We start from the raw sequence: 22,394 nt of genomic DNA, 5'->3' as shown, positions 1-22,394 counted from the left end.
CTATGGCCAAGCATGAGACTAAAGCTGTAGGTGTGAATGAATTGCCTGAATTAGAGTTCGACTTTAAAGCAATCACGAGTGTCTTCAAAGCAGGCGCCGTGCCGCGAGAAGCGGATTATTTGAAGTTGATTAAATATGTGCATTATTTACATAAGTTGTTGGGGGTTGAGGGGGACGGGGATGCTCCTGCACCCGGGTTGGGCCATGGGTTAGTTCAGAATGAAAATAAGGTGTTGTCTATTGATGTCGACGCTCTGGCTGGTACAGGCCTGTCAGGGTCGAAGGGTAATTTTAGCCTGTCGAATGTTTCTTGGTTTTATGCAATGATGTCGAAGTATAAAGCGACGCATTTTTCTGTAGTGCCGGGGCTACCGGGTAATGATACAAAACTATCCGAGGCTAACTTCGTACTATTATTCACCTGGAGAAATTCCAAACATGTGGTTGTTAGGGGGTTTGCGACGGGCACCCCGTTTTTTGACCTCTCCAAGTCTACAGATAAATGGTTGTTGCAGGATCTAGCTCCAGTGACTGGGCAGTCGCAAGTTACGAGGGATGAATGTATCCTGACTTACGTGTCTAATAATGATGATATTGGGACGGAAATATTAATTTTCGGTTTAGATTTTTTACTCCCTTTCTCCAGGTCGTGTGAAATAATAGAGTTTACCCCCGATACTATTATTGAATAAGTGCAATTTTTTGTGGGGCTGCATTTTAAAAGATAATGGTTTTTTATTTTTTTAGAGTTTAGGTTGGTTATTATTGTGCATTAGGCCTGTTGCATGTGAGTAATTGGCATCGTTCGATTATATTATGGTCTTTCCTTGGGGGTTACGGGTAGAGATTTTTTCTGGAGACATCTATGTCTGATGAGCGAATTAATCCTTGTGTTGATTCTGTGGTTTTCAGCATTAAAAGTACTCCCGGTGGAGAAGGAGATCGCCTGCTTCAAAGAGTCAGTGAACTATTTCATGCCGTATTATGTGGCGAGCTTGAACGTGCGTTGATTTTTGCTCCGTCGTTGCATATAGATCGGCTTGTACTCTGCCTCGGCACCTTTGATCACTTGGATTGGGAGGTAGAGTTGCGCGCGCGTTTACGATTGCAACTGGAGCAACAGGTACGAGCTTGGCAATCAGAAAGTGAGTCTGAGGTAAAGGCGGGTAGTGATCCCGTTGTCGACCATCTTGAATATGCTGATTTGACGCTATTAATGGAGATATCTGTCCCACGTAGAACCGATTTAGACTCGACTCTACATCCTGAAAAATTAGCTCAAGCCAGCCTGCAACCCGGCAAACTAATCTTCTGGCTCAAACGTCTAAACATGACCACGCTCAAATTAATAACCACGGTACTGGCCGACCCAATACCTTCCGCACTGGTTACGCGCAAACAACTGGGCGAAATACTGCCCTTATGTGGATTGATATATATGCAACGCCACCCGCAGATCGCAGTACTCGCTCCCCCGGTAACTGTACAATCGCAATCCGTTGCAATCGACGTAACAACCCTGCGCACCTGGCTACCTCGCCTGCTGGCTTATCCCTTGCGTGCCGAAGTTCGGCAGTGGCTGCACCTGCTATGCACCACCGGCGAAGCAAAAAAATGTTTGGCTGAAGCACTGGCCTCAATAAGCCCGACTCAAGTACGTACCTCTCTTTCGCCCGTACGTACAGATCCACTTGAAGTGCCCCCAGCGAGTACGCAATCGTTGCCGTTTAGTGCGATCCCATCGAGTACGCAACCGTTGCCGTTTAGTGCGATCCCATCGAGTACGCAACCGTTGCCGTTTAGTGCGATCCCAACGAGTGCCCAACCCACCCCCCGCCCAGAACCCCCGATCCGCATCCACGCAGGCATGACCTGGCCTATTCATGAAGCCGGGCTTGTGCTGCTGTGGCCCCTGTTGCCTTCATTGTTTAAAAAAATGGACCTGCTGGTGGATCAGCAATGGGTGCAACCGGAAGGTAACTACCGTGCTATGCGCTGTCTGCAAGCGCTGGTATGGGGTGAAGGGCCATTGATGTGGGGTGAGGACTGGCCGGATTCAGCGTTGTTGCGCTGGTTGTGTGGCATGCCGCTAGGCTTGCCACTGGCAGCGCCAGACGGGTTTGAAGACAACCCTGATGACCTCGCCGAGCTGGATGCCTGGCTGGCCAGGCCGCCCACGGCGCCTCTGGACAATTGGTCGGACTTTTCCCTGGCAGAACTGCGCGAACGTTTTCTGCAGCGCCCGGGAAAATTGAGCCTGCAAGGCGGGCGATGGTCGCTGGAGATTGAGCTGGAGCCGGGTACCAAGACCCCACCGCCGGTGCCGTGGCCTGTTTCGGTGTTGAGTTACCCGTGGTTAACGCAGCCGTTGTACCTCAGCTTTTATGAAGCGGCTTCTGTGGGGTGAACATCTCGGACGTCGTCAGCAACCAGGATCTAAGCGAAAAACCCGTAGCAGTTGACGAGTAATGCGAGGCGACGTTCGACTGCGCAGCAGTCGCAAAATAATTCAGCCTTGAGGTTCGCACCCCGAGAGCTTGCGACGATTGCATCGTCGAACGCAGCCTCGCATTACTCGTCAGCTGCTACGGGGATGGTCGTTTTCACGCCACCAAGCGCGTGTCTGCACGCTATTTAAGCCGACAGTGAGGGTATTCAACGCAATGACCGATTATTTGCTGGACTTGACCGCTCAGCTCGAAGACGTTGATACCCGCTTCAAACGGCGTATTCGCGATCTGCTGGAGCAGAACACGATGGCCAATCTGTCGCAGTTGTTGCTGCCTCAAGCGCACGTGTTGCTGGAAAACCTTGTGGCTCAAGTGGGCGTAACGCGCTGGGAGCAGGAGATTCCCGGCTGGGAAGAGTACCCCTGGCGAGGCACGCTGCGCCCCGGCAGCCGGTTGGCCCAGTTGTTGGGGCATTTCGACCTCAACCCGTTTGAGCGTGATGTGTTGCTGTTGTGCCTGTTACCCATGCTAGATGCCGGGTATAGCACGCTGATTGCCTGCCTGCGCGGTGAGAACCGTTCGGCCATCACCGCAGAGTTTGCGCTGTCGTTGCTGTGCAGCAATGTTATTGAGCAAGCGCATGGGCAACTGTATCTACACCCCGGCGCGAATTTGTTTTCACACGGGCTGTTCAAAACCGATCCGGTGTTCGCCGGTTCGCTGCAAACACCTTTGACCCTTGATCCTGGGGTTTTCCACTTTTTGCTGGGGCATGAGGCGTTGCCATTTGCCCTGGAATTAGGCGCATCCTGGGTGGTGCCATCTTCACAGTTCATTGAACACACATTCGCCGAGCACTTGAGTCGTTGCTGTCAGACCGCTAACCGGCAGGGGGCGGTGTGCGTGGTGTTGCGCACCTCCTCCGAAGCCAGTGTCGCCGGTCTGGTCGCTCAAATTTTGGCGCGTAATGATCGGCAAACACTGTTGCTGGACCTCAACCTGCTGCCCGAAGACCTCACACAAGCTTGCGGTTTCGTCACCCAGGCGCTGCGCGAAGTGCGCATGCGCGGGGCCGGTTTGTTGCTGAGCGGAGCAGGAGCCGTGCGCGACAGCCGGCCGCATGTGCTGGCGTTTCTGGAGTCGCGTCTGGCCCGGCATACAGGGCCTGTGTTGATGGTCATTGCCCGGCACTTGCCGGTGGTGCGCTTGAGCAACCTGCCCCATGTGGTGCTGGAGGTGCCCAGCGACGTGGTGCATATCGGCACGCGCCTTTTCTATCAGCAGGTTGGGGCGCTGGGGGTTGAAGAGAGTGTCGATATTGCTCGCTTGGCGCAGCGCTATCCACTGCAACATGCGCACGTGGCGATCACCCTGCAAGAGGCCAGCCTCTATGCGAGCCAGCGCTGCGATGAAGCTTTGCTGAATGATGGCGATTTACGTCGGGCATTGCAGGTGCGCACCCATCAGGATTTTGGCTCGCTGGTGCACCGTATCGAACCGGTGCGCACGTTTGACGACTTGATCGTCAGCAGCGAAGTGCAGTTACAGCTAAAGGAAATACTGAGCGCCATCCGTCAACGCGAAGGGGTATTGAACAGGGGCTTTGGCCATAAGCTTGGGCGTGCAACCGGCATCAGCGCATTGTTTTATGGTGAATCGGGCACCGGTAAAACCATGACCGCCGAAGTGCTGGCGGGCGAGTTGGGGGTGGACTTGATACAGATTGACCTGTCAGCGGTGGTCAACAAGTACATCGGTGAAACGGAAAAGCATCTGGCAAAAATTTTCGACCTGGCGGAGCGCGACTGCGGGGTTTTATTTTTCGACGAAGCCGATGCCTTGTTCGGCAAACGCACTGCCACCCAGGACTCCCATGACCGCCATGCCAATATTGAAGTGTCGTACTTGTTGCAGCGCTTGGAGCAGCATCCGGGGCTGGTCATTTTGTCGACCAATAACCGCGCCAACCTGGACACCGCCTTTAATCGGCGCATCACCTTCATGACCCGTTTCAGCATGCCCGATGCCAGCATGCGCGAACGGATGTGGCAGGCCATCTGGCCCCATGGTCTTGCATTAAGTGATGCCATCGACTTCGCCGACCTTGCCCGGCGAGTAGAAATAACTGGTTCCAACATCCGCAATGTGGCGCTGTTGGCAACGTGGCTGGCTGCCGAGGATGAGGCCCGGTGTGTCGAGCTTCGCCACCTTGAACAGGCACTCAAGCGCGAGATGGGCAAGTTGGGAAAAATCTATTCATGAGCGTCGTGGAGGATGTGAGATGAAATCGACCAAAGACAATACAGAGGACGCAATAATCAAGCTCAACAGTGCTTTGGCAGCTACCTTGAAAACGCACTTAGAAGGAGAAATCGAAATTCGTTTTGATCTTCCGAAACTCGATACGCAGGTGGCATCACCGACCGTGAGTGTGTTTCTTTACCAGCTGACCGAAGACTTGGAGCTGCGTGAGGGTGAGCCTCGTCAATACTTAAAGGGCGAGGGGAAATACAAGGTCGCTAATGTTTATCTTCGTTGCTCTTTCCTCATCACCTATTGGGACCCCTCGGATGGGGTAGAGTCCGCTCAGGGGCCGGACAGTCAGCAAATGAAAGTGATCAGTTGGATCACCGGTGCGCTGATTAACAACCGGGAATTGCCTGATGGCGGCAGTCTTTTCTCGCGCCTGATGCCTTCGGAGCATTTGAACAGCCTCGGTAATTTTTGGCAGGCATTGGGTAATCGCCCCAGACTTTGCCTGACTTACGATGCAACCATTCGGGTGCCGTTGAACGGCCCTGAAAAAGATCTTGGGCCTGTAGGTGTAATCAAGGTAGAAGCGTCTCACTTGCCTGATCCAACCGAAGAACAAGAGGCACCAAAGAAGAAAAAACGCTGAAGCAATAACTGCAGTGTTGGCAATACCCGGTATGAAAGGTGAACGGGGCTACAGGTTTGAGCTGACAGCGCATCAGCCCGTTATACTGCGGCCCTCTTTTTCCTGACTCCAAGGCTAATGGCATGGCTAACCACGACATCACCTTCACTCCTGACCCTGATGCAGACTCCATCTCATCTGACGTAGCCGGTTTTGCCGGTGTGCTGATGTCCACCCAGATTCCGACCCGTGCCGATGGCAGTCTGGAGCTGGGCACAATCACCGAACAAAGCGAATGCACCTTACAGGCGCTTAAAGTTGCGCTGGAGCGGGCGGGCAGCTCGATGGACCGGGTGATGCACCTGACCATTTACCTCACGGACATGGCTGACCGCGCAGCTTTCAACGAGGTTTACACCCGCTTCTTTGCAAAGCCGTGGCCCGTACGTGCCGCCGTTGGCGTGGCCGCTCTGGCGGTCGAAGGCATGCGTGTTGAAGTGACCGCCATGGCCGCCAAGGCCTAGGGTTTACTTAGCTGCAAGCTGGCACGGATGCCATTGACCTCTGCTTCGTTGGCCTTGTAACCCTCAGCAGGCCCGGCGTAGGAGAGGGCATAAGCGCTATTGCCCTGGGTGGCGGCCACGAGGGTCTGGGTGATCACGTGGTTGCCGTTCTGAGTGATCTTGCACGTGGTTTGCAGTGCTTTGAGGCCACCCAGGGTGCTGTCATGAATCTTGTTGCAAGCACTTTGATAGCCTGCGCTGGCGAAGTTTTTTTGCAGCGTCTTGCGCATTTGCAGCAGCACCGCGTCCATATTCACTTGATGCTCGGGTTCTAGCGTGGTCTGGGTCAGTTCCATGACCATTAACGGGTCGCCATTGGCGTCGTTCTTGACCGCCCGCTGACGCACGTTGTTGGTGTCGGCCGCAGGCGGCAGGGCCTGAACCTCCCAGTCTGCGGGCCAGGTGATCGTCAGTTGCTCGGCGTGGGCCGCAGCGCAAAACAGCAGTGCGAACAGTGCGGTGAAACGAAGCGAGCAGGGCATCAGGGCAGGCCTTTTCAGTGAAAAGTGGATGGGTAGATTGTATCAACAGGTGTACATCTATTGCTTTGTTGTGTGACATCATTTTTCACCATTACTCAGCTAACCCTTTGCTTCTTATGCCTAATCCCGGACAATCGCGCCCCTCTTATGGCCGGGGCGTGGTCTGTAAGGTGTTTTCCGTTCGCCCCGGCCGCGTGGTAACGACCGGCTAGCGGAGATTCGACCGGATGAATGACCAGGCTAATAGCGTTGATGAACGCTTCGACGAGACCCCGGCGACCCTCAGTCGCTGGAACCGTCACGACACCACCTGGATGCTGGGCCTGTTTGGTACGGCCATTGGCGCAGGTACGCTGTTCTTGCCCATCAACGCAGGCATAGGCGGCTTTTGGCCGTTGCTGATCCTGGCGCTGCTGGCGTTCCCCATGACCTTTTACGCACACCGTGGCTTGACCCGTTTCGTCTTGTCGGGTCGCGAAGGCTCAGACATCACGGATGTGGTTGAAGAGCATTTTGGATTGACGGCCGGTGCGCTGATCACGTTGCTGTACTTCCTGGCCATTTTTCCGATCCTGCTGATTTACAGCGTGGCACTGACCAACACGGTGGGCAGCTTTATGCTCAACCAGTTGCATGTCACGCCACCGCCCCGGGCCATTCTGTCGTTGGTGCTGATCCTCGGTTTGCTGGCCGTGGTGCGCTGCGGCGAGCAAGCGATCGTCAAGGCCATGAGCATGATGGTCTACCCGTTTATCGTGGCGTTGCTGTTTTTGGCGGTGTTTTTGATCCCGCACTGGAACGGCGGCATTCTGAGCACTGCCAACACGCTGCCAGCGCCGTCGGCCCTGTTGCACACCTTATGGCTGGCGATTCCGGTGATGGTGTTCTCTTTCAACCACTCGCCGATCATTTCCGCCTTCGCCGTCGATCAAAAGCGCCGTTATGGCCAGAACGCCGATCAGCGCAGCTCGCAGATCCTTTCTCGCGCGCATCTGCTGATGGTCGTCATGGTGCTGTTCTTCGTGTTCAGCTGCGTACTGACCTTGTCGCCTGCGCAATTGGCTGAGGCCAAGGCGCAGAACCTGTCGATCCTGTCCTATCTGGCCAACCACTTCGACAACCCGACCATTGCCTTTGCGGCACCGTTGATTGCGTTCGTGGCCATTGCCAAGTCGTTTCTGGGGCACTACATCGGTGCCAGCGAAGGCCTTAAAGGTCTGGTGCTTAAAACCGGTAAACGGCCTGGGGCCAAGACCCTCGACCGCTTGACCGCTGCCTTCATGCTGGTGGTGTGCTGGGCGGTGGCCACCCTTAACCCGAGCATTCTGGGCATGATTGAAACACTGGGTGGCCCGGTGATCGCGGCCATTCTGTTCCTGATGCCGATGTATGCGATCCGCCGTGTGCCGGCCATGCGTCAGTACTCGGGGCTGCTCTCCAACGTGTTCGTCACCCTTGTCGGCTTGATCGCAATTTCGTCGCTTGTGTACTCGCTGATCCCTTGATCGGTGGCGTGTCGCCGTCGTTCCAGGCGGCGACACGTTGAGTTGATTCGAGTCAATCCCCACGGCTGAGTGCCGCGTAGTCTAAGGTCACTTCTTTTAGGGAGGTGATTAGGGATGAGCATCATCGTGACCGGCGCTGCGGGGTTTATCGGCAGCAATCTGGTGAAGGCACTGAACCTGCGCGGCGAGCGCGACATCATTGCCGTCGACGATCTGACTGACGGTGACAAGTGCCGTAATCTCGCCGATTGCGACATTGCCGATTACCTTGATAAACGCGAGTTCCTGCCCCGTTTTGCCGCCCGGCAATGGGCGGGTGTGCGTGCGGTGCTGCATCAGGGCGCCTGCTCAAGTACCGTCGAGCGTGACGGGCGGCTGATGATGGACAACAACTATCAATACAGCTGCGACCTGTTGCAGGCCTGTCAGGAGCAATCAGTTGCATTGCTGTATGCCTCCTCGGCGGCGGTTTATGGTGCTCGTCGCGACTTTCGTGAAGCCCGTGAATGTGAGCAGCCACTCAATGTGTACGCCTATTCCAAATTCCTGTTTGACCAACGGGTACGCCAGATACTGCCCACGGCCAGCAGCCAGATAGTGGGGTTGCGATACTTCAATGTGTACGGCCCGCGTGAGCAGCACAAAGGGCGTATGGCGTCGATGGTCTGGCACTGTTTCAACCAGTACCGCGAGCGCGGGCATGTTGAATTGTTCGCAGACTATGGCGGTTACCCGGCGGGCGGGCATCTGCGCGATTTTGTGTCGGTTGAAGATGTGGTCAAGGTCAATCTGCATTGGCTGGACAATCCGCAGACCAGCGGGATTTTCAATCTGGGGACAGGATTGGCGCGCTCATTCAATGCGTTGGCGTTGGCGACCATCAACAGTGTGCGAGTGGCTGAGAACAGGCCTGAGCTGACCCTGGAAACCGCGCTGCTGGAGGGTGTGCTGCAATACATTGCGTTTCCCCAAGCGCTTAAAAGCAAATATCAGGTGTACACCTGCGCCGACCTGACCCGCTTGCGTGAGGCGGGTTACAACGAGCCCATGTTGACGTTGGAGGAGGGGGTGGAGCGTTATTGCCGTGCGTTATTGAATCGCTAAAACCCGTAGCAGCTGACGAGCTCTGCGAGGCTGCGTTCGAGGACGCAGTCCTCGTAAACCCGGTCGCTCAGGGGGTGCCTGAATAACCGGGTTGCATGGTTTTACGACGGCTTTGCCGCCGATCGCAGCCTCGCAGAGCTCGTCAGCTGCTACGCGTACACCGAGTTATTTACCCGACAGCAACGCTTCCAGCTTCTCTTGGTCACGTGCGAACTGGCGGATGCCTTCGGCCAGTTTTTCAGTGGCCATGGCGTCTTCGTTCGATTCCCAGCGGAACTGCGCTTCGCTGAGGATCAGACGCGGTTCGCCAGCATTGCCAGGGGCCAATCAGGTGTACACCTGCGCCGAGCTGACGTTGGAGGAAGGGGTGGAGCGTTATTGCCGTGAATTGCTTGCGCGCTGATGTGTAGCCGCTGCCGTAGGCTGCGATGGGGTGCGTAGCGGCCCTGCTTTTTTTAAAAGCGAAGGTCCTTCGGCCCTTATCGCAGCCTTCGGCAGCGGCTACATGAGGACGCGATAGCTGAGGTTATTTACCCGACAGCAACGCTTCCAGCTTTTCAGTGGCCATGGCGTCTTCGTTCGATTCCCAGCGGAACTGCGCTTCGCTGAGGATCAGACGCGGTTCGCCAGCATTGCCAGGGGCCAATCAGGTGTACACCTGCGCGGAGCTGACGTTGGAGGAGGGGGTGGAGCGTTATTGCCGTGCGTTATTGAATCGCTAAAACCCGTAGCAGCTGACGAGCTCTGCGAGGCTGCGTTCGAGGACGCAGTCCTCGTAAACCCGGCCGCTCAGGGGGGGCCTGAATAACCGGGTGGCATGGTTTTACGACGGCTTTGCCGCCGATCGCAGCCTCGCAGAGCTCGTCAGCTGCTACGCGTACACCGAGTTATTTACCCGACAGCAATGCTTCCAGCTTTTCTTGGTCACGGGCGAACTGGCGGATGCCTTCGGCCAGTTTTTCAGTGGCCATGGCGTCTTCGTTCGATTCCCAGCGGAACTGCTCTTCGCTGAGGATCAGACGCGGTTCGCCAGCATTGCCAGGGGCCAGTTTGCGTTCCAGCGTGCCTTGTTCCTGGGCCAGTTTTTCCAGCAGGTCGGGGCTGATGGTCAAGCGGTCGCAACCGGCCAATTGTTCAATCTGGTTGGTGTTGCGGAAGCTCGCGCCCATGACCACGGTGCTGTAGCCATTGGCTTTGTAGTAGTTGTAGATGCGGGTAACCGATTGCACGCCCGGATCATCGGAGCCGGTGTAGTCAATGCCGGTGGATTTTTTGTACCAGTCGTAGATGCGGCCCACAAATGGCGAGATCAAGAACACGCCCGCATCGGCACAGGCCGCTGCCTGGGCAAACGAAAACAGCAGCGTCAGGTTGGTTTGAATCCCGGCTTTTTCCAGCTTCTCAGCCGCACGGATACCTTCCCAGGTCGAGGCGAGCTTGATCAGCACGCGGTCACGACCAACTCCAGCCTTGTCGTATAACTCGATCAACTGATTGGCTTTTTGCAGCAGGGCCGCTTCGTCAAACGACAGGCGAGCGTCGACTTCCGTCGAAATTCGCCCAGGAATGACTTTCAAGATACCGCTACCCACCGACACCGCGAACAGGTCGCACGCCAGGCCGACATCGCCTTTGGCGTGTTCGATGGCGTTTTTCAGTAAATCGGCGTAACCGGGCAGCGCGGCAGCTTTGAGCAGCAGCGAAGGATTGGTGGTGGCATCAACGGGTTTGAGGCGGGTAATCGCGTCGAGGTCGCCGGTGTCTGCGACCACGGTGGTGAACTGCTTGAGTTGTTCCAGCTTGGAAGTCATGGGGCGTCTCAGTCTTAAATAAGGAAATGGCTGTATGAATGGAGTGTATCTTCGATCAAAAGTTCGTTGAAGGCAGGCTGGCAGAATGCCGCGCAATCCCTGCATTGTGCAACCCGGCAGACGATTTTTCACTGACGGATTTACGACCTGTCCACGGCCTTTTGCGGATGTTTAGCTATACCTAAGTTTCCGTATCTGTGCGGTTGCATTTTCTACAGGAGTTACAGCATGAAGCTTGGGCTAATGTTTGGGGCGGTGTGCCTTGCCTCGCTTGGGGTGGTCGGTTGTTCCAGTCAGACGGTGCAACCGAACGAATACTCCGGTTTCTTGAAGGATTACAGTCACCTCAAAGAGGAGAAATCGCCTTCGGGGGCCGAGGTCATGCGCTGGATAGACCCAAAGCTCGACTTGAATAAATACACCAGCGTGTACATCGAGCCGAGCCAGCTGTACCCGGCGCCTCAACCCACCGGAAAAATTTCCCAAAAAACGTTGAATGGCATAACCGCGTACTACGATCAGGCACTCAAACGCGAGCTGGGCAAATCGCTGCCCTTGGCCAGCGCACCGGGGCCGGGGGTGATTGTTGTGCGGCCGGCCATCACCGCCGTCAGCAGTGAAACCGAGAGCCTGGCACCCTATGAATACATTCCCGTGGCGCTGGTGGCGGCGGCGGTGAGCACTGCAACGGGTATACGTGATCAAGAAACCCAGTTGTCGACCGAGGCCGTTTTGATTGACGGGCAAAGTCAGGATGTTGTGGCTCAGGTCGTGCGCAAGGGCACGGGCAAGCCGCTGGATAACAACACCCAGGAACTGAAGGCCGATAACTTCAAAGCCGTGATCGATGGCTGGGCCACAGACATGCATCAGTCCTATTTGAAGCTCAAGAACGAATAGAAAAGGGTGTTCACGGGCGACGTGTCGAATGCGTCGTCCGTCGTTGAGCCTGTGTCAGGTTGATCGTGACATTTTGTGTGGAGGTCATAGGTGGCGTGACGGTTTCGTGTTTAACTTCGGCCTCTTCAAATACTGTTAAGAAGGACATCGTTCATGGCTCAAGTGACGCTTAAAGGCAACCCTGTTCAAGTCAACGGCGAACTGCCAGCGGTAGGCGCCAAGGCTCCAGCTTTTTCGCTGGTGGCAGGTAATTTGTCCGATGTGACGTTGGCTGACTTTGCCGGCAAACGTAAAGTGCTCAACATCTTCCCAAGCGTAGACACCCCGACCTGTGCAACGTCGGTACGCACGTTCAACGCCAAGGCCAACGAGGCGCCAAATACTGTGGTGCTGAATATCTCGGCTGACCTGCCGTTCGCACAAGCCCGTTTCTGCGGCGCTGAAGGCCTGGAAAACGTGCAAAACCTGTCGACCCTGCGTGGCGCCGAGTTCATCGAAAACTACGGCGTTGCAATCGCTGATGGCCCGCTTAAAGGCCTGACTGCTCGCGCAGTGGTGGTACTGGACGAAAACGACAACGTGCTGCACAGCGAGCTGGTCAAAGAAATCGCTGAAGAGCCAGACTACGAAGCAGCACTGGCTGTTTTGAAGTAAGCATCACGGCATGACCCAAACGGCCTGGCATTGATTGCCAGGCCGTTTTTTTGTGCGGGTTTTGTAGCGGGCGGGGGGCACGCAGACCCCTGTAGCAGTTGACGAGTAGTGCGAGGCTACGTTCGACGATGCAATCGTCGCAAACGCTGAGCGCACGGTGTATCTGAAACAGCCAACCCATCTGCCGTGGTGAAGTTGATTTACCGAGTTGAAGGGTTTTACGACGGCTACGCCGCCGATCGTAGCCTCGCATTACTCGTCAACTGCTACGAGTTCAAGATTGCGCCAAACCGCCACTTTTCCTGTCATCTACCCCCTATAACGTAAATACCCGGTAAAGAGCCTTTTCATAACCGCCGACACTGCTTATCGTTCAGCCTCCTGATAATAAGCGCTCGCGCCCAACTGGTTGATCATTCAATGCAATCCTCTGTTTCCCACACTTCTCGTCGCTGGCTGGTTGCTCTGCTGGTGTTGCTGGTCATTATTGGCCTGTGCTGGTGGCTATGGCCGTCGTCAGCGAAAAAAACCGAGGCAACCCAAGCCGCCGGGCAAACCAGTCGCACAGGCATGGCGCGCCCTGGTTTTGGCGGTTCGACTCAAGCCGTGCCAGTGCGGGTGGCGGACGTGACGCGCGGGGACTTCCCGATTTACTACAAGGCGCTGGGTACGGTGACGGCCCTCAATACCATCAATGTGCGCAGCAGAGTGGCGGGCGAGCTGGTCAAGGTCTATTTCAAGGAAGGGCAGATGGTCAAAGCGGGCGATTTGCTGGCTGAGATAGACCCGCGCAGCTACCAGAATGCCTTGCTGCAAGCTGAAGGCACGTTGCTGCAAAATCAGGCCCAGTTGAAAAACGCGCAGGTCGATGTGCAGCGCTATCGCGGTCTGTATGCCGAAGACAGTATCGCCAAGCAAACCCTGGACACCGCCGAAGCGCTGGTGAGTCAGTATCAGGGCACGGTCAAAACCAATCAGGCGGCGGTCAACGACGCCAAGCTCAACCTCGATTTCACCAAGATTCGCGCACCGATCAGCGGCCGAGTGGGCTTGCGCCAATTGGACGTGGGCAATCTGGTCGCCGCCAATGACACCACCGCGCTGGTGGTAATTACCCAGACCGAGCCAATCGTGGTCAGTTTCACCCTGCCGGAGAGCAACCTGTCACTGGTGCTGGAGCGTTACCGCAGTGGCGCCCAATTGCCCGTGCAGGCCTGGAACCGTGGCGACACCAAAGAGTTGGCAACCGGTGTGCTCAGCAGCATTGATAACCAGATTGATATCACCACTGGCACGTTGAAGTTCAAAGCACTGTTTGAGAACCGCGATCAGGCGCTGTTCCCCAACCAGTTCGTCAATGTGCACTTGCTGGCCGACACGCTGAAAAATGTGATTCTGGCCCCGACAGCGGCCATTCAATACGGCACCAATGGGTCGTTTGTCTATGCCATGGACGGTGACAACAAGGTCAAGATCCGCAGCATCAAAGTGGGGGCCACCGACGGTGATGTGACGGTCATTGAAGAAGGGCTGGAGCCCGGTGATCGCGTTGTGCTGGAAGGCACTGACCGGTTGCGTGATGGCGGCGCGGTAGAGGTCGTCAACGACAGCGCCGAGGTGCCGGCCACCCCGGCGCAGCACCTGCAAGGCGGGGCTGAGGCCGTTGCTGTGCCTGCGGATGCCAAAGCCAACGGCAAGGGCAAGGCGCACGAATGAATCTGTCGCGGCTGTTTATCCTGCGCCCGGTCGCAACCACGCTGTGCATGCTGGCCATCGTGTTGTCCGGGATCATTGCCTACCGCCTGTTGCCGGTGTCGGCCTTGCCTCAGGTCGATTACCCGACCATCCGGGTCATGACGCTGTATCCGGGCGCCAGCCCTGACGTGATGACCAGCGCGGTCACCGCACCGCTAGAGCGCCAGTTCGGGCAAATGCCCGGTTTGACACAAATGGCCAGCACCAGCTCCGGGGGCGCTTCGGTGCTGACGTTGCGCTTTAACCTGGACATCAATATGGATGTCGCCGAGCAACAAGTGCAGGCGGCGATCAATGCTGCCAGCAACCTGTTGCCCAGCGATTTACCGGCCCCGCCGGTGTACAACAAGGTCAACCCGGCCGATACCCCGGTGCTGACCCTGGCGATTACATCGAAAACCATGCTGCTGCCCAAGCTCAATGACTTGGTCGATACGCGCATGGCGCAGAAAATTGCCCAGATCAGCGGCGTTGGCATGGTCAGTATTGCCGGTGGTCAGCGTCAGGCGGTGCGCATCAAGGTCAACCCTGAAGCACTGGCCGCCAATGGCCTCAACCTCGCGGATGTGCGCACGCTGATCAATGCCTCCAACGTCAACCAGCCCAAGGGTAATTTCGACGGCCCGACCCGGGTGTCGATGCTCGACGCCAACGATCAGTTGAAAACGCCCGAGGAATACGCCGAGCTGATCCTCGCCTATAACAACGGCGCGCCGTTGCGGCTCAAGGACGTGGCCGAAATCGTCGATGGCGCCGAGAACGAGCGGCTTGCCGCCTGGGCCAATGAAAATCAGGCTGTACTGCTTAATATCCAGCGCCAGCCGGGTGCCAACGTGATTGAAGTGGTGGACCGGATCAAGGCGCTGCTGCCCAGCATCACCGACAACCTGCCCGCCGGTATTGACGTGACGGTATTGACCGACCGCACGCAAACCATCCGCGCCTCGGTGCGCGATGTGCAATTGGAATTGCTGATCGCCATCGCCCTGGTGGTGATGGTGACCTTCCTGTTTCTGCGCCGTGCCAGCGCCACCCTCATTCCTTCGATTGCGGTGCCGCTGTCACTGATCGGCACCTTCGGGGTGATGTACCTCGCGGGTTTTTCGATCAACAACCTGACGCTGATGGCCTTGACCGTTGCCACCGGCTTTGTGGTCGATGACGCCATCGTCATGCTGGAGAACATCTCGCGCTACATCGAAGAAGGCGACAGCCCCATGCAGGCGGCGCTCAAGGGCGCCAAGCAAATCGGCTTTACCCTGATTTCCTTGACCCTGTCGCTGATTGCCGTACTGATCCCGTTGCTGTTTATGGGCGATGTAGTAGGGCGTCTGTTCCGCGAATTTGCCATCACCCTGGCGGTGGCCATTCTGATTTCGCTGGTGGTCTCGCTGACCCTGACGCCGATGATGTGCGCGCGCCTGCTCAAAGCCGAACCCAAGCCTGAGGAACAGGGGCGTTTCTACCGGGCCAGCGGTGCTTTCATCGACTGGATGATCACCGAGTACGGTCGCATGTTGCAGTGGGTGCTCAAGCATCAACCGCTGACCTTGCTGGTGGCCATCGGCACACTGGCACTGACCGTCTTTCTGTACATGGTCGTGCCCAAGGGTTTTTTTCCGGTGCAAGACACCGGGGTGATTCAGGGGATTACCGAAGCGCCGCAGTCGATCTCGTTCAGTGCCATGAGCCAGCGTCAGCAAGCACTGGCGCAGCTCATTCTGCAAGACCCGGCGGTGCAAAGCCTGTCGTCTTACATCGGTGTGGACGGCGATAACGCGACCCTCAACAGCGGGCGCATGCTGATCAACCTCAAGCCTCACGGTGATCGCAGTGAAACGGCGTCTGAAGTGATTGCCCGCCTGCAACCGCAGGTCGACAAGCAGTCGGGGATTCGTCTGTTCATGCAGCCGGTACAAGACCTGACCATCGAAGACCGGGTTAGCCGCACTCAATACCAGTTCAGCCTAACGTCACCCGATGCCGAGCTGCTCAGCACCTGGACGCAAAAGCTGGTAACGGCGCTGTCCAATCAGCCGGAGCTGACCGATGTGGCCAGCGACCTTCAAGACAAAGGCTTGCAGGTGTACCTGGTGATTGACCGCGATGCGGCCTCGCGCCTTGGGGTGACAGTGGCCAATATCACCGACGCGTTGTATGACGCCTTTGGTCAACGTCAGATTTCCACCATCTATACCCAGGCCAGCCAATACCGCGTGGTGTTGCAAGCCAAAGATGGCGAGAAAATCGGCCCGCAGGCGTTGGACCAGATTCACGTCAAGACCACCGATGGCGGGCAAGTCCGACTGTCGAGCCTGGCCAAGGTAGAAGAACGACAGGCACAACTGGCGATCTCCCACATTGGCCAGTTCCCTTCGGTGATGGTGTCGTTCAACCTCGCGCCCGGTGTTGCGCTGGGCGAAGCCGTCGAATTGATCGATCAGGTGCAAAAAGACATCGGTATGCCGGTGGGCGTGCAAACCGAGTTCCAGGGCGCGGCGAAAGCGTTTCAGGCGTCGTTGTCGAGCACCTTGCTGCTGATTCTGGCCGCCATCGTGACCATGTACATCGTGCTCGGCGTGCTGTACGAAAGTTACATCCACCCCGTCACCATTCTTTCGACCTTGCCGTCGGCGGCCGTGGGTGCCTTGCTGGCGCTGATACTGAGTGGCAATGATCTGGGCATGATCGCGATCATCGGCATCATTTTGCTGATCGGTATCGTGAAAAAGAACGCGATCATGATGATCGACTTTGCCCTCGATGCTGAGCGCAATCAGGGCATGGCCCCGGAACAGGCGATTTATCAGGCGGCGTTACTGCGTTTCAGGCCGATTTTGATGACCACACTGGCGGCGCTGTTTGGTGCCGTACCGCTGATGCTGGCCACCGGCTCCGGTGCAGAATTGCGCCAGCCGCTGGGGCTGGTGATGGTGGGCGGTTTGCTGGTCAGCCAAGTGCTGACGCTGTTTACCACCCCGGTCATTTACCTGTACTTCGACCGATTGGGCCGCCGCTGGCGGGGTGATGCAGCCAACGCTGAGCAGGCGTCGGTATGAACCTGTCCGGGCCGTTTATCCGGCGCCCCGTCGCCACCATGCTGCTCAGCCTGGCCATCATGCTGCTGGGCGGTGTGAGCTTTGGTTTGTTGCCGGTGTCTCCGTTGCCGCAAATCGATTTTCCGGTGATTGTGGTCTCCGCCAGTTTGCCGGGGGCCAGCCCCGAGGTAATGGCGTCCACGGTGGCCACCCCGCTTGAGCGCTCGTTTGGCTCGATTGCCGGGGTCAACACCATGAGCAGTCGTTCCAGTCAGGGCTCGACCCGGGTGATTTTGCAGTTCGATCAGGACCGCGACATCAACGGTGCGGCGCGAGAAGTGCAGGCGGCCATCAACGCATCGCGCAATCTGCTGCCCAGCGGCATGAAAAGCATGCCGACCTACAAAAAGGTCAACCCTTCGCAGGCGCCGATCATGGTGTTGGCGCTGACCTCGGAGGTGCTGTCCAAGGGCGAGCTGTACGATCTGGCGTCGACCATCCTGTCGCAGAGCCTGTCTCAAGTGCCTGGGGTGGGTGAAGTACAAATTGGCGGCAGCTCGCTGCCGGCGGTGCGTATCGAGCTGGAGCCGCAACTGCTGAACCAGTACGGTGTGTCGCTGGATGAAGTGCGCAGCACCATTGCCAGTGCCAACGTGCGTCGGCCCAAGGGCGCGGTCTCGGATGGCGAGCGTAACTGGCAGATTCAGGCCAATGACCAGCTGGAAAAAGCCAAGGATTACGAGTCGCTGATTATCCGTTATCAGGACGGTGCCGCCTTGCGCCTCAATCATGTGGCCAAAGTGCAGGACAGCGTCGAGGACCGCTACAACAGCGGCTTCTTCAACAATGACGCAGCCGTGCTGCTGGTGGTCAACCGCCAGGCCGGGGCCAACATCATCGAGACTGTCAGCGCCATCAAGGCGCAATTGCCGGCCTTGCAAGCCGTGCTGCCCGCCAGCGTCAAGCTGGAAGTGGCCATGGACCGTTCGCCGGTGATCAAGGCCACCTTGCACGAAGCCGAAATGACGTTGCTGATCGCCGTGGTGCTGGTGATTATCGTGGTGTTCCTGTTCCTGGGTAATTTCCGTGCCTCGTTGATCCCCACGTTAGCGGTGCCGGTGTCGTTGATCGGCACCTTCGCCATCATGTACCTGTACGGCTTCTCGCTGAACAACCTGTCGCTGATGGCGCTGATTCTGGCCACCGGGCTGGTGGTGGACGATGCCATCGTGGTGCTGGAGAACATCTCGCGGCATATCGACGCCGGTATCGCGCCGATGAAAGCCGCGTACATGGGTGCCAAGGAAGTCGGTTTTACCTTGCTGTCGATGAACGTGTCGCTGGTGGCCGTGTTCCTGTCGATCCTGTTTATGGGCGGGATTGTCGAGAGTCTGTTCCGCGAGTTCTCGATCACGCTGGCCGCATCGATTGTGGTGTCGCTGGTGGTGTCACTGACCCTGACCCCGATGCTCTGCGCACGCTGGCTCAAGCCCCATGTACCGGGCAGTGAAAACGCCATGCAGCGTTGGAGCATCCGCCTTAACGAACGCATGATGCGAGGCTATGCGCGCTCGCTGGACTGGGTATTGCGGCACAAGCGCCTGACCTTGTTAAGCCTGCTGGTGACCATTGGCGTCAACGTGGCGTTGTACGTGGTAGTGCCCAAGACCTTTATGCCGCAGCAGGACACCGGGCAACTGATCGGTTTCGTGCGTGGCGACGATGGCCTGTCATTCAGCGTCATGCAGCCGAAAATGGAAATCTTCCGCAAGGCGGTGCTGGCCGATCCGGCCGTTGAAAGTGTGGCCGGGTTTATTGGCGGCAACGGCGGCACCAACAACGCGATCATGATCGTGCGCCTCAAGCCGGTCTCCGAGCGCAAGATTTCTGCGCAAAAAGTCATCGAGCGACTGCGCAACACCATGCCCAAAGTACCTGGTGGGCGCCTGATGCTGATGGCTGACCAAGACTTGCAATTTGGCGGTGGCCGCGAGCAAAGCAGTTCGCAGTACTCCTACATTCTGCAAAGTGGCGACCTCAACGAACTGCGCATCTGGTACCCGAAAGTCGTGGCGGCCCTTAAAGCGCTGCCCGAACTGACGGCCATCGATGCCCGCGAAGGGCGCGGTGCCCAGCAAGTCACGCTGGTGGTGGACCGCGATCAGGCCAAGCGTCTTGGCATCGACATGAACATGGTCACGGCGGTACTTAACAACGCCTACAGTCAGCGGCAGATTTCGACCATCTACGACAGCCTGAACCAGTATCAGGTGGTCATGGAGGTCAACCCCAAATACGCCCAGGACCCTGAAACCCTCAACCAGGTGCAGGTCATCACCGCCGAGGGTGAGCGCGTGCCGTTATCGACCATTGCCCACTACGAAAACAGCCTGCAAGACGACCGCGTCGAGCACGAAGGCCAGTTTGCTTCCGAGACCATTGCGTTCGACATGGCGCCTGGTGTGTCACTGGAACAGGGCACCGCTGCGATTGAGCGAGCGATAGCCAAACTGGGCTTGCCGGAAGACGTGATCGCCAAAATGGCCGGTACGGGCGATGCCTTTGCGGCCACGCAAAAGGGTCAGCCTTTCATGATCCTCGGCGCGTTGGTGGCGGTGTATCTGGTGCTGGGGATTCTTTATGAAAGCTATATCCACCCGCTGACCATTTTGTCGACTCTACCGTCGGCGGGCGTGGGGGCATTGTTGAGCATCTACCTGACGGGGGGCGAATTCAGCCTGATTTCACTGCTGGGCTTGTTCCTGTTGATTGGCGTGGTGAAGAAAAACGCGATCCTGATGATCGACCTTGCGTTGCAGCTGGAACGCCACGGTGGCCTCAGCCCCGAGCAATCCATCCGCAGCGCCTGCCTGCAGCGTCTGCGGCCGATTCTGATGACCACACTGGCGGCCATTCTGGGTGCCGTACCGCTGCTGCTCAGCACCGCCGAAGGCGCAGAAATGCGCCAGCCGCTGGGCCTGACCATTATTGGCGGGTTGGTCTTCAGCCAGATCCTGACCCTATACACCACCCCGGTGGTTTACCTCTATCTCGACCGCGCGCGCCACCGTTTCAACAAATGGCGTGGCGTACGCACTGATGCTGCTCTGGAAACTGCGCTATGACCTCTCGTTTGCTTACCCTCGCTCCGGCCCTGTCGCCCCAACGTTGGGCCCTTGCCCGTGGGCTGGGGCTGGCGTTTACCGGTCTGTTGCTAAGCGCCTGTGCGATTGGTCCTGACTACCAGCGTCCGCAAGCGCCAGCCCCGCTCGAATACAAAGAAGCGGCGGGCTGGACCCAGGCCAACCCCAGTGATGCCCTGGCCCGCGGGGCCTGGTGGGAACTGTATGGCGATGCGCAACTCAACGGTCTGGTTGAAACGCTCAACCGTTCCAACCAGACCGTAGCGCAATCCGAAGCCCAGTTCCGTCAGGCCCAGGCACTGGTGCGCACAGCGCGTGGTGCTTTCTTCCCGAGTGCCGACCTGAGCGTGGGTAAAACCCGTTCCAGTCAGGGCTCAGGCAGTTCCAGTTCAAGCCTGACCCAATCGAGCAGCGGCATCCGCGACACCTTGAATGCACAAGTGGGCGTGAGCTGGGAAGCCGATGTCTGGGGCAAACTGCGCCGTGGGCTGGAAGCCAACGAAGCCAGCGCCGAAGCCAGCTTGGCTGACTTGGCGGCGATGCGTTTGAGCCAACAATCGGAACTGGTGCAGAACTACCTGCAACTGCGCGTGATTGATGAGCAAAAACGCCTGCTCGAAGCCACCGTCGAGGCGTACCAGCGCTCGTTGAAAATGAGTGAAAACCAATACCGTGCGGGTATATCCGGCAAAGACGCCGTGGCCCAGGCACAAACTCAACTGCGCACCACCCAGGCCAGCCTGATCGACCTGATCTGGCAGCGTGCGCAGTTTGAAAACGCCATAGCTGTCCTTACGGGGCAAGCGCCGTCAGGGTTCCAGTTGGCGGAAGTCAAAGACGTGCCGAACCTGCCGCAGATTCCGGTGAGCCTGCCTTCACAACTGCTGGAGCGGCGTCCTGACATCGCCTCGGCGGAGCGCTCGATCATTGCTGCCAACGCCAACATCGGCGTGGCCAAAGCGGCTTACTACCCGGACTTCAGCTTGAGCCTGTCGGGTGGTTACAGCAGCAGCCAGTACCAGGACTGGATCAGCGTACCGAACCGATTCTGGTCGGTGGGTCCGAAAATTTCCTTGCCCTTGTTTGATGGCGGCCAGCGTTCGGCAGACGTCGATCGCAACGAAGCTATCTATGACCAGACCGTGGCCAAATACCGTCAGACCGTGCTCGATGGTTTGCGTGAGGTCGAGAATTACATGGTGCAACTGAAAGTACTGGCGGATGAGTCGGTGGTGCAGGAGCAAGCGCTGGAGTCGGCGCGAGAGTCGTTGCGTTTGACCACTAACCAGTACAAGGCGGGTTTGATTGCTTATTTAGACGTGGTAACGGTACAAACGACGGCCTTGTCTAATGAGCGCACTGTGTTGAACCTGTTGCAAAGCCGGTTGATAGCCAGCGTGCAGTTGATTGCTGCTTTGGGTGGGGGATGGGATGGCAATACTGATTTGAGTGCCAATGAGCACACGGGCGAGCGCCCGTAAGGGTAAACCCGAGATAACTCGGTTTGTGATCTAGTTTTTGATCTGGATTTTGATCTGGCTTTTGATCTGGCTTGTGATCTGGCTTTTGATCTTGATCTTGATCTTGATCTTGATCTTGATCTTGATCTGCCGCCCCGTCGGGAGGCCGAGTGGAGGTTCTGCGGAGTGGGTCGACCGGCATGGATGCCGGGAGAGCTGCGATCGGGCCATGGATGGCCCGTCGCAGCGTGCCCACGGAGCGGGACCGGAGCGAGGGGCACCTGAGCGCAGCGAGGGCCGTACGCAGGGGCAAGGCCTTTTTGCTTACTTTTGTGGCTGTTTGACAAAAGTGAGCCGCCGTAAGGGCGGAACCCGTAGAGCGCCGTGATACATGAAATGGATATGTACGCGGTTTAGATAACTGGAGCACTGAGTACATATCCATTGGATGTGTTAATTCTTTCTACGGGTTTCGCCCTTACGGCGAGGCACTTTTGTCAAACAGCCACAAAAGTACCCAAAAAGTCCTTGCGGTATGACTCACCCACATAGGTTACAAATCAGTTCAAGCACATAGGTAACAGTTTTTAACTGGCAGGGTCGATTTCGAGGATCTGACCATGCCGTGGCGAGAGCTTAATCCTATGGACC

At 57.1% G+C, this 22,394-nt stretch carries 15 protein-coding genes and 2 pseudogenes; 13 read left to right on the top strand and 4 right to left on the bottom strand.

What is annotated here, in order from left to right; translation table 11 throughout:
* Positions 1-2 precede the first annotated feature (2 nt).
* From FJD38_RS00085 to FJD38_RS00065, 5 genes are all read left to right on the top strand, one after another.
* Complete coding sequence (locus FJD38_RS00085) at positions 3-692, top strand: hypothetical protein (protein WP_146383559.1); 690 nt, start codon at positions 3-5, stop codon at positions 690-692.
* 173 nt (positions 693-865) lie between these two features.
* Complete coding sequence (locus FJD38_RS00080; protein ID WP_146383558.1) at positions 866-2,407, top strand: contractile injection system tape measure protein; 1,542 nt, start codon at positions 866-868, stop codon at positions 2,405-2,407.
* Between the two features lie 256 nt (positions 2,408-2,663).
* A complete protein-coding gene (locus FJD38_RS00075; RefSeq protein WP_146383557.1) occupies positions 2,664-4,712 on the top strand; it encodes an ATP-binding protein in 2,049 nt (682 codons plus the stop codon).
* A gap of 19 nt (positions 4,713-4,731) precedes the next feature.
* Positions 4,732-5,349 carry a Pvc16 family protein gene (locus FJD38_RS00070; protein ID WP_158637840.1) on the top strand — a complete coding sequence of 206 codons (618 nt, stop codon included), beginning with the start codon at positions 4,732-4,734 and terminating at the stop codon, positions 5,347-5,349.
* A gap of 122 nt (positions 5,350-5,471) precedes the next feature.
* The gene (locus tag FJD38_RS00065) at positions 5,472-5,852 is read left to right on the top strand and encodes a RidA family protein (RefSeq protein WP_122782813.1); all 381 of its coding nucleotides are present in this window, start codon (positions 5,472-5,474) and stop codon (positions 5,850-5,852) included.
* Here FJD38_RS00065 and FJD38_RS00060 read toward each other — a convergent pair.
* Positions 5,849-6,373 carry a DUF4946 domain-containing protein gene (locus tag FJD38_RS00060; protein ID WP_146383555.1) on the bottom strand — a complete coding sequence of 175 codons (525 nt, stop codon included), beginning with the start codon at positions 6,371-6,373 and terminating at the stop codon, positions 5,849-5,851. The two genes, FJD38_RS00065 and FJD38_RS00060, sit on opposite strands and share 4 nt — an antisense overlap.
* Positions 6,374-6,600: 227 nt before the next feature.
* Here FJD38_RS00060 and FJD38_RS00055 point away from each other — a divergent pair, with 227 nt between their 5' ends.
* Both FJD38_RS00055 and rfaD read left to right on the top strand, forming a co-directional pair.
* Complete coding sequence (locus FJD38_RS00055) at positions 6,601-7,878, top strand: serine/threonine transporter (protein ID WP_146383554.1); 1,278 nt, start codon at positions 6,601-6,603, stop codon at positions 7,876-7,878.
* Positions 7,879-7,992: 114 nt separating this feature from the next.
* The gene (gene rfaD, locus FJD38_RS00050; RefSeq protein WP_146383553.1) at positions 7,993-8,982 is read left to right on the top strand and encodes an ADP-glyceromanno-heptose 6-epimerase; all 990 of its coding nucleotides are present in this window, start codon (positions 7,993-7,995) and stop codon (positions 8,980-8,982) included.
* A 165-nt stretch (positions 8,983-9,147) separates the two neighbouring features.
* Here rfaD and FJD38_RS00045 read toward each other — a convergent pair.
* From FJD38_RS00045 to tal, 3 genes and pseudogenes are all read right to left on the bottom strand, one after another.
* Positions 9,148-9,309 (bottom strand): annotated as a pseudogene (locus FJD38_RS00045) (transaldolase family protein); the annotation flags it as partial.
* Positions 9,310-9,508: 199 nt separating this feature from the next.
* Positions 9,509-9,628 (bottom strand): annotated as a pseudogene (locus tag FJD38_RS25095) (transaldolase); the annotation flags it as partial.
* Between the two features lie 241 nt (positions 9,629-9,869).
* Positions 9,870-10,793, bottom strand: a complete 924-nt coding sequence (tal, locus tag FJD38_RS00035; protein WP_146383552.1) for a transaldolase — start codon at positions 10,791-10,793, stop codon at positions 9,870-9,872.
* A 228-nt stretch (positions 10,794-11,021) separates the two neighbouring features.
* On the opposite strand from tal, the gene FJD38_RS00030 reads away from it, so the two are divergent.
* The 6 genes from FJD38_RS00030 (at position 11,022) to FJD38_RS00005 (ending at position 21,764) form a co-directional block, all read left to right on the top strand.
* A complete protein-coding gene (locus FJD38_RS00030; protein ID WP_122782808.1) occupies positions 11,022-11,693 on the top strand; it encodes a DUF3313 domain-containing protein in 672 nt (223 codons plus the stop codon).
* A 153-nt stretch (positions 11,694-11,846) separates the two neighbouring features.
* Positions 11,847-12,347: a thiol peroxidase gene (gene tpx / locus FJD38_RS00025; RefSeq protein WP_146383551.1), complete on the top strand. Its 501-nt coding sequence runs from the start codon at positions 11,847-11,849 to the stop codon at positions 12,345-12,347.
* 405 nt (positions 12,348-12,752) lie between these two features.
* Positions 12,753-14,063 carry an MdtA/MuxA family multidrug efflux RND transporter periplasmic adaptor subunit gene (locus tag FJD38_RS00020; RefSeq protein ID WP_167654237.1) on the top strand — a complete coding sequence of 437 codons (1,311 nt, stop codon included), beginning with the start codon at positions 12,753-12,755 and terminating at the stop codon, positions 14,061-14,063.
* Positions 14,060-17,161, top strand: a complete 3,102-nt coding sequence (locus FJD38_RS00015; RefSeq protein ID WP_122782805.1) for an MdtB/MuxB family multidrug efflux RND transporter permease subunit — start codon at positions 14,060-14,062, stop codon at positions 17,159-17,161. Before FJD38_RS00020 ends, FJD38_RS00015 begins: the two co-directional genes overlap by 4 nt.
* Positions 17,158-20,265: an efflux RND transporter permease subunit gene (locus tag FJD38_RS00010; protein ID WP_146383550.1), complete on the top strand. Its 3,108-nt coding sequence runs from the start codon at positions 17,158-17,160 to the stop codon at positions 20,263-20,265. The genes FJD38_RS00015 and FJD38_RS00010 overlap by 4 nt, the downstream gene beginning before the upstream one ends.
* Positions 20,262-21,764 carry an efflux transporter outer membrane subunit gene (locus FJD38_RS00005; RefSeq protein ID WP_208727484.1) on the top strand — a complete coding sequence of 501 codons (1,503 nt, stop codon included), beginning with the start codon at positions 20,262-20,264 and terminating at the stop codon, positions 21,762-21,764. The genes FJD38_RS00010 and FJD38_RS00005 overlap by 4 nt, the downstream gene beginning before the upstream one ends.
* The last annotated feature ends 630 nt before the right edge of the window (positions 21,765-22,394 follow it).

This window comes from Pseudomonas saxonica, from assembly GCF_007858365.1.
Lineage (GTDB): Bacteria > Pseudomonadota > Gammaproteobacteria > Pseudomonadales > Pseudomonadaceae > Aquipseudomonas > Aquipseudomonas saxonica.
This window is presented reverse-complemented; position numbering and strand designations above follow the sequence as displayed.